The sequence below is a fragment of the Streptomyces sp. MK37H genome, assembly GCF_018035285.1.
Lineage (GTDB): Bacteria > Actinomycetota > Actinomycetes > Streptomycetales > Streptomycetaceae > Streptomyces > Streptomyces endocoffeicus.
The window spans coordinates 1-5,619 of record NZ_JAAAYH010000521.1 but is presented as its reverse complement, the minus strand read 5'-3'; the positions used below and the strand labels follow the sequence as shown (position 1 = coordinate 5,619).

Sequence of the window (5,619 nt, the reverse complement as noted above, 5' to 3'; positions counted from 1 at the left end):
TCCGGCGCCCGAGCCGGTGGTGTCGAACGGGCGGCGCCCCGGAGCCGGATACGCGACCGGCTCCTCGTGCGGCTGGGCCGACGCGGTCTCCGCCAGGCGGTGCGGGCACCCCGTCGACAGGGCGTTGTGGGCGGCGGCGGGATTGACGCACGAGGGCGCCACCCATATCGCCGCGGCGAGCAGCAGCACGGCACGGCAGAGGACGGAAGGCACGGTGCCGCGCACCGGGTCCCTCCGTATGTGGCCCCTCCGTATGTGGGCCTCTCCTCCGCGCTGCGCTCTGCCCATCGCGCCAGATCGTAACCACTGCGACTGTCGCGACTGAATGGGTCCATGGCGGAACGCGGCAAACGCCTGGTGGCGGCCCGGTGTCAGCCGCGCCGCCACCCCTGGCGTCCGGATGTCCGTCGGTGGACGCCCATCAGCGGACGCGGGTCGTCAGACGCCCATCAGCAGGCGCGGGTCGTCAGACGCCCATCAGCGGACGCGGGTCAGTAGACGCCCTCGATCACGACCTCGTCGTTGAACATCGCCACCGGCCCCACATCGGCCACCGAGTCCCCGACCGCGCCCTCCGGCGGCGGGACGCGGATCGCCAGATCCCGCTCGAGGTTGCCCGGCAGCAGGGCGGACTTGCTGACGTGGTTCATCACCACCTGGCCGCGCTCGCCGTACGGCACCGGCCGCCCGCTCGCCGGGTCCACCACCGAGAAGGTGACGAACGGCGTACGCGGATCGAAGACACACGGCTCGTCCGGGCCGAGCCCCAGCCGCTCCGTGGCACCGCCGAGGATCATGGTGTTGCCGTACGTGCCGTACAGCTCACAGCCGGGGAAGACCTCGGTGCGCAGCAGATCGCGGGTGTCGGCGTCCATATGGGCACCGCCCCACATGATGCCCTTGACCTTCTCCCCGATCAGCTCGATGAGGTCGTCGTGCCGGGCCAGCCGCTCCAGCAGCGGCGGGGTGGTCATCAGCACCCCGATGTCCTGGGTGCGCAGGACGTACGCCGCCTGCTCCACCAGATGGTTCACATAGGCGTCGGTCTCCTCGGCCTTCCCGGCGGAGATCAGCCTCTTCACCCACCGCGGATCCATGTCGACGCGGAACATCAGCCCACCGTGCCGGGCGGCCGTGCCCGCGACCATCTCGCCGACCATATGGGGGCCGCTGGGGGCGATGGCGAGCCAGTCCACCCCGCGCGGGATGCCGAGCCCGTCGAGGTCGGCGCTCAGCCCGTGGGTGAGGCGGTCCAGCCAGTCGCGCAGACACACGATCCGCTTGGGCGCGCCGGTGGTGCCGCCGCTTTCGAAGACCCCGACGATCCGGGCGTCGGCGCCGTAGCCCTGGGGGATCAGATCGCGCACCGGCACCTCGCGCAATTCCCCGGTGACATTGGGGAAGAGCGCGAGATCGGCGACGCCCTTGACGTCCCGCCGCGGATCGAAGTCCAGCGTCTCCGCCTTCCGCAGCCAGAACGGGGAGCCGGTGTCCGGGCCGAAGTGCCACTCCATGGCGGCGCGGATGTACTCATCGGGGTCGGGGCGCTCGTCGAAGGGGATGTCGAGCACCGAAAGGGAAGCTGTCGGCACGGAATGCTCCTCGCGGATGGCGGCAGGGGTGCGGACTCATGGGGTCAGCCGCGGATGACGGCCTTCGTGCGCATCAGGAACTCGCCGAGATAGGCGTCGTGCGGGATGCCCGGGGCGATCCAGTGGGTGGGATGGTCGCCGATGTAGAGGTTCTTGATGGACGGCTCGGCGAGCAGCCCGTCCAGCAGCGCCTCGTCCCCGGTGATCGCCGTGACCACCAGGCTGTCCCGGAGCGCGGCGACCCCCGCCTCCCGCGTCCAGGGGGCCACCCAGACGCAGGGGAACGACAGCTCCATGCCCAGCCGCGCGTCCCGCGGATCGTCGAGCTGGAGGACGGCGGGGCGGAGGGCGGCGCTGCCGTCGCCGAGGTCGTCCACCACGCCGTCGCCGCCCAGCCACGCCCGGGCGCCCGCGGCCTTGCCGAGCAGCAGGCGCTCGAAGCCGCGCGCGACCTCGAGCGGATGGACGGGCAGCACGGCCTTCTCGTCCTGCGGCGGCAGGCTGGGGAGGGCGGCGAGTCGCTCCGCCAGCGCCTCGGCGACCGGCGCCGGATCGCCCTCGACGAGGACGGCGGTGGCGTTGACGCACGCGGTGCCGCCGTGGCGGGCGACGGAGTCGACGACGACATCGAGGTGGTCGCGCCACTCCCGGTCGGCGGTGATGAGGATCTTGGAGCGGCCGGGCCCGTTGGGCAGCACGGCCGGATCGGCGGCGTAGCGGTCGATGACCTCCTGCCCGCCGTAGACCATGGAGAGGTCCGCACCGTGCAGGATCTCCCCGGCCGCGTCGTGGTCGGTGGGCAGCAGCACCACCTGGTCCGTCCCGAACCCCGCCTCGCGCAGGGCGCTGACCAGCCGGTACGGGGTGAGCGGCTCACGGCGGGAGGGGCGTACGGCCACCCGGTAGCCCAGCGCCAGCGCCTCCAGCCACAGGGCGTGCACGGCCGGGTGGTTGCCGGCGGCGTGCACCGCGAAGACATCGCCGCGCCGGATCCACACCGCGGTGCCGCTCCGGGTGTACGGATCGCGCCAATCGCCCACCGCCCCCACCGGGCGAGCCGCCTGGACGCTGCGGTACGCCTCGGTGGCGCTGAGCCGTATCGCCTCCACGGCGATCCGCACATTGGCGAGCGGGGTGCCCGACATCCGGCACACCGCGCCCTCGTAGGCCTCGGCCGACATCCCGGCCACGGTGCCGGTGGCGAACAGCTCCCCCGCTCGCTTCAGCGCGGACAGCCGCTCCTCCAGGGGCAAGGTGCCGGCGGCGCGCAGCGCGGCCAGCGCCCGGGTGACGAACAGCCGGGGCACCAGGGAGAGTTCGGCCATCGGGATGCCGGTGACATCACTGACGGTGAGGCGGCGGCGGGAGCGGTAGGGGCCCTTGGGCCCCAGCGCGTCCAGGGCGTCCAGGGCATCCGGGGCGGTGGCGGGCTGGGACACGCTGGCTCCTTCGCGGGCGCGGGACACACCGGCTCCTGGGCGGGCGCGGCGGGAAAAGGGTGAACCAGGCCAATCCCACGGCCCGGACGGGACGGAGTCAATTGGCCCAAAGGCCATGCCCGTGCCCCTGGAACGGGCCGTGCGCACGGCGGGGCACGTACCATGCCGGGCCGGAGGTGGTACGGACATGGCAGGCACGGGCAGCGGTCGCGTCCTGGTGACGGACGACGACGCGGCCATCCGGCGGTCCCTGGAGCGCGGGCTGCGGCTCAACGGGTTCGCCGTGACCCTCGCGGACGGCGGCCACGCCGCGCTGGCCGCGCTGCGCGACGGGCCGCCCGATGTGGTGGTCCTGGACATCTCCATGCCCGACCTGAGCGGGATCGAGGTGTGCCGCAGCCTGCGCGCGGACGGCAATGACGTGCCCGTCCTGATGCTGTCGGCGCTCGACGAGGTGGCCGACCGGGTGGCCGGGCTGCAGGCCGGGGGCGACGACTATCTCGTCAAGCCCTTCGCGCTGCAGGAGCTGGTGCTGCGGCTGCACGCCCTGCTGCGCCGCCGTCCGCCCGCCGCCACCGACCGGGTGCGGGCCGGTGCGCTGGAGATGGTGCCGGAGGCCCGGGAGGCGTGGCTGGACGGGGTGGCGCTGCGGCTCACCCGGCGCGAGTTCGAGCTGCTGGACGTGTTCGCCCGCAACGCCGGGATCGTACTCACCCGCGATCAGCTGCTGGATCGCGTCTGGGGCTATGACTTCGACGTCCGTACGGACGCCGTGGACACCTTCGTCAGCTATCTGCGCCGCAAGCTGGAGGCGGGCGGCCGCCCGCGGATGCTGCACACGGTGCGCGGCGTGGGGTTCGTCCTGCGGCCCACCGAAGCGCCGTAGCCGGGGGCGGCGCCGGCCGTTCCGGCGGCCCACAGAGTTTCCACAAAGAAGGTTCCTAGGTTTTCCCCCAGTCCGGGACGGCCCGGCCCCTCCCCGGCCGTCCGGCTCCGAGGGAAGGAACAGCACCATGCACCGTGGAAAGAGCGTCCTCGTGGCGTGCGCGGCCACCGCCGCCCTGCTCGGTCCGGTGGGCATCGCGGCGGCGGACGGCAGCGCCCCGGCCTCCACACCGGCCGCCTCTCCCAGCGCGAAGGCGCAGAAGGGAGCGGGGGACGGCTCCCGGGGGCTGTGCAAGCGCGCCAAGAGGATCGACAAGCGGCTGGACCGCGCGCTGAAGCGGCTGAAGGGCCCGGCGACCGTCCGCGGGTCCGTGGCCCGGCTGACGAAGCGGGTCGAGCGGGCGAAGAAGGCGGACCACACCGAGGTCCAGACGTTCCTCAACCACAAGCTCACCTTCCGCAGGTCCCTCGTGCCGACGCTCGAGCAGCGGCAGAAGGACCTGTCGAAGGTCCAGAAGTGGTGCGCCGCGCGCGGTGAGGGATCCGGCAGCGGTTCCGGCAGCGGTAAGGAATCGGGCAAGTGAAACGCGGCCCCTGGACCGTGGCGGCCACGGCCCTGCTCTGCGCCGCGCTGGTCACCGGCTGCGGCGGCGGCAAGGGCGGTCCGGACGGCTCGGACGACGCGAACGGCTCATCGGGGACGTCCGCCCCGTCGGCCACCACCCCGGCTCCGTCCGCCTCCGAGCTGGATGAGCTGAACAAGCTGGTGGACGACGCGGAGTCGGCGGCGAACAGGGCGGACTCCGACGCGGCGAACGACAACTGAGCCGACGGGTCCCGGCGCGCGGCCTCGCGCTCGGGCCCCGTCCTTCAGACGATCGTGACCGGGGCGATCAGGCCCGCGGTGGATCCGGCCGGTACGGGGCTGGCCTCGGTGCTGACCAGATCGCCGTTCTCCATGACCCCGGAGCCGCTGACGTCCACATGGACCCGCAGCCCGTAGTTGTCGCCCGGGACCAGCTCCCCGGGGACGGTGACGCTGAACGGGACATGGCCGCCCGGGCTCAGCGGCACATCGGTGAGGACCTGCGCGGCCACGATCGACTCGGGGGTGTCGGAGCGGGACACGTTGCGCACCTCCACCACCACCCGCGCCGCCCGCCCGGCGGGGGCGTCGGGGGGCAGGGTCACGATGCCGCTGAGGACACTGCTCATTCCGGGATGGATTCCCCCGGGGGCGGAGGTCTTGTTCCGCCGTACGGGTGGTGCGGAGCGGTGCGGTGGTGGAAGGCGCCGTCAGTCCGCGCAGGGGCGGCCGTTCAGGGTGAAGGAGCCGGGCGGCCGGTTGCCGTCGCTCCAGGAGCCGAGGAAGCCCATGGAGAGGGAGCCACCGGCCTTGACCCGCTTGTTGTAGTCGGCCGCGGTGGCGGTCACCTTCGAGCCGTGCTGGGTGAACTCCCCGTCCCACATCTGCGTCACCCGCTGGGAGTCGTGGAAGGTCCAGGTGACCCGCCAGTCATCGAGGGATTCGCGGGAGGTGAGGGTGACGGCGGCCTGGAAGCCGTCGGGCCATTCGTTGACCAGCTGGAAACGGGCCGTGCAGTCGGCGTCGTCGCCGGGCTTCCGGCCGTCGGAGGGCGGTTTGCCGCCGTGGCCGGACGCGGAGCCGGAGCCGGAGTCGCCCTTGGAGGACGAGGGGGATG

Annotated in this window: 8 protein-coding genes; 3 read left to right on the top strand and 5 right to left on the bottom strand. The window is 73.0% G+C overall.

The features are described 5' to 3' along the window. The 3 genes from GWI24_RS39610 to GWI24_RS39600 all read right to left on the bottom strand — a co-directional run. Nucleotides 1-225: hypothetical protein (locus tag GWI24_RS39610; RefSeq protein ID WP_210950870.1), on the bottom strand; the 225-nt coding region annotated here is incomplete at its 3' end. Between the two features lie 266 nt (nt 226-491). Next, nucleotides 492-1,592, bottom strand: a complete 1,101-nt coding sequence (locus tag GWI24_RS39605) for an AMP-binding protein (RefSeq protein WP_210950869.1) — start codon at nt 1,590-1,592, stop codon at nt 492-494. A 44-nt stretch (nt 1,593-1,636) separates the two neighbouring features. Then, nucleotides 1,637-3,031 (bottom strand): aldehyde dehydrogenase family protein, encoded by a 1,395-nt coding sequence (locus GWI24_RS39600; protein ID WP_308344248.1) that lies wholly within the window; start codon nt 3,029-3,031, stop codon nt 1,637-1,639. A gap of 187 nt (nt 3,032-3,218) precedes the next feature. Here GWI24_RS39600 and GWI24_RS39595 point away from each other — a divergent pair, with 187 nt between their 5' ends. The 3 genes from GWI24_RS39595 (at nt 3,219) to GWI24_RS39585 (ending at nt 4,742) form a co-directional block, all read left to right on the top strand. Next, nucleotides 3,219-3,917 carry a response regulator transcription factor gene (locus tag GWI24_RS39595; protein WP_210950868.1) on the top strand — a complete coding sequence of 233 codons (699 nt, stop codon included), beginning with the start codon at nt 3,219-3,221 and terminating at the stop codon, nt 3,915-3,917. A 127-nt stretch (nt 3,918-4,044) separates the two neighbouring features. Then, on the top strand, nt 4,045-4,500 hold the full coding sequence (locus GWI24_RS39590) for a hypothetical protein (RefSeq protein WP_210950867.1): 456 nt from the start codon (nt 4,045-4,047) through the stop codon (nt 4,498-4,500). Further along, complete coding sequence (locus tag GWI24_RS39585; protein WP_210950866.1) at nt 4,497-4,742, top strand: hypothetical protein; 246 nt, start codon at nt 4,497-4,499, stop codon at nt 4,740-4,742. The genes GWI24_RS39590 and GWI24_RS39585 overlap by 4 nt, the downstream gene beginning before the upstream one ends. Before the next feature lie 44 nt (nt 4,743-4,786). Here the strand turns inward: GWI24_RS39585 and GWI24_RS39580 are convergent, their stop codons facing one another. Both GWI24_RS39580 and GWI24_RS39575 read right to left on the bottom strand, forming a co-directional pair. Continuing rightward, the gene (locus tag GWI24_RS39580; RefSeq protein WP_210950865.1) at nt 4,787-5,131 is read right to left on the bottom strand and encodes a hypothetical protein; all 345 of its coding nucleotides are present in this window, start codon (nt 5,129-5,131) and stop codon (nt 4,787-4,789) included. 81 nt (nt 5,132-5,212) lie between these two features. Continuing rightward, the coding region (locus tag GWI24_RS39575) for a cellulose-binding domain-containing protein (protein WP_210950864.1) at nt 5,213-5,619 on the bottom strand (407 nt) is incomplete at its 5' end.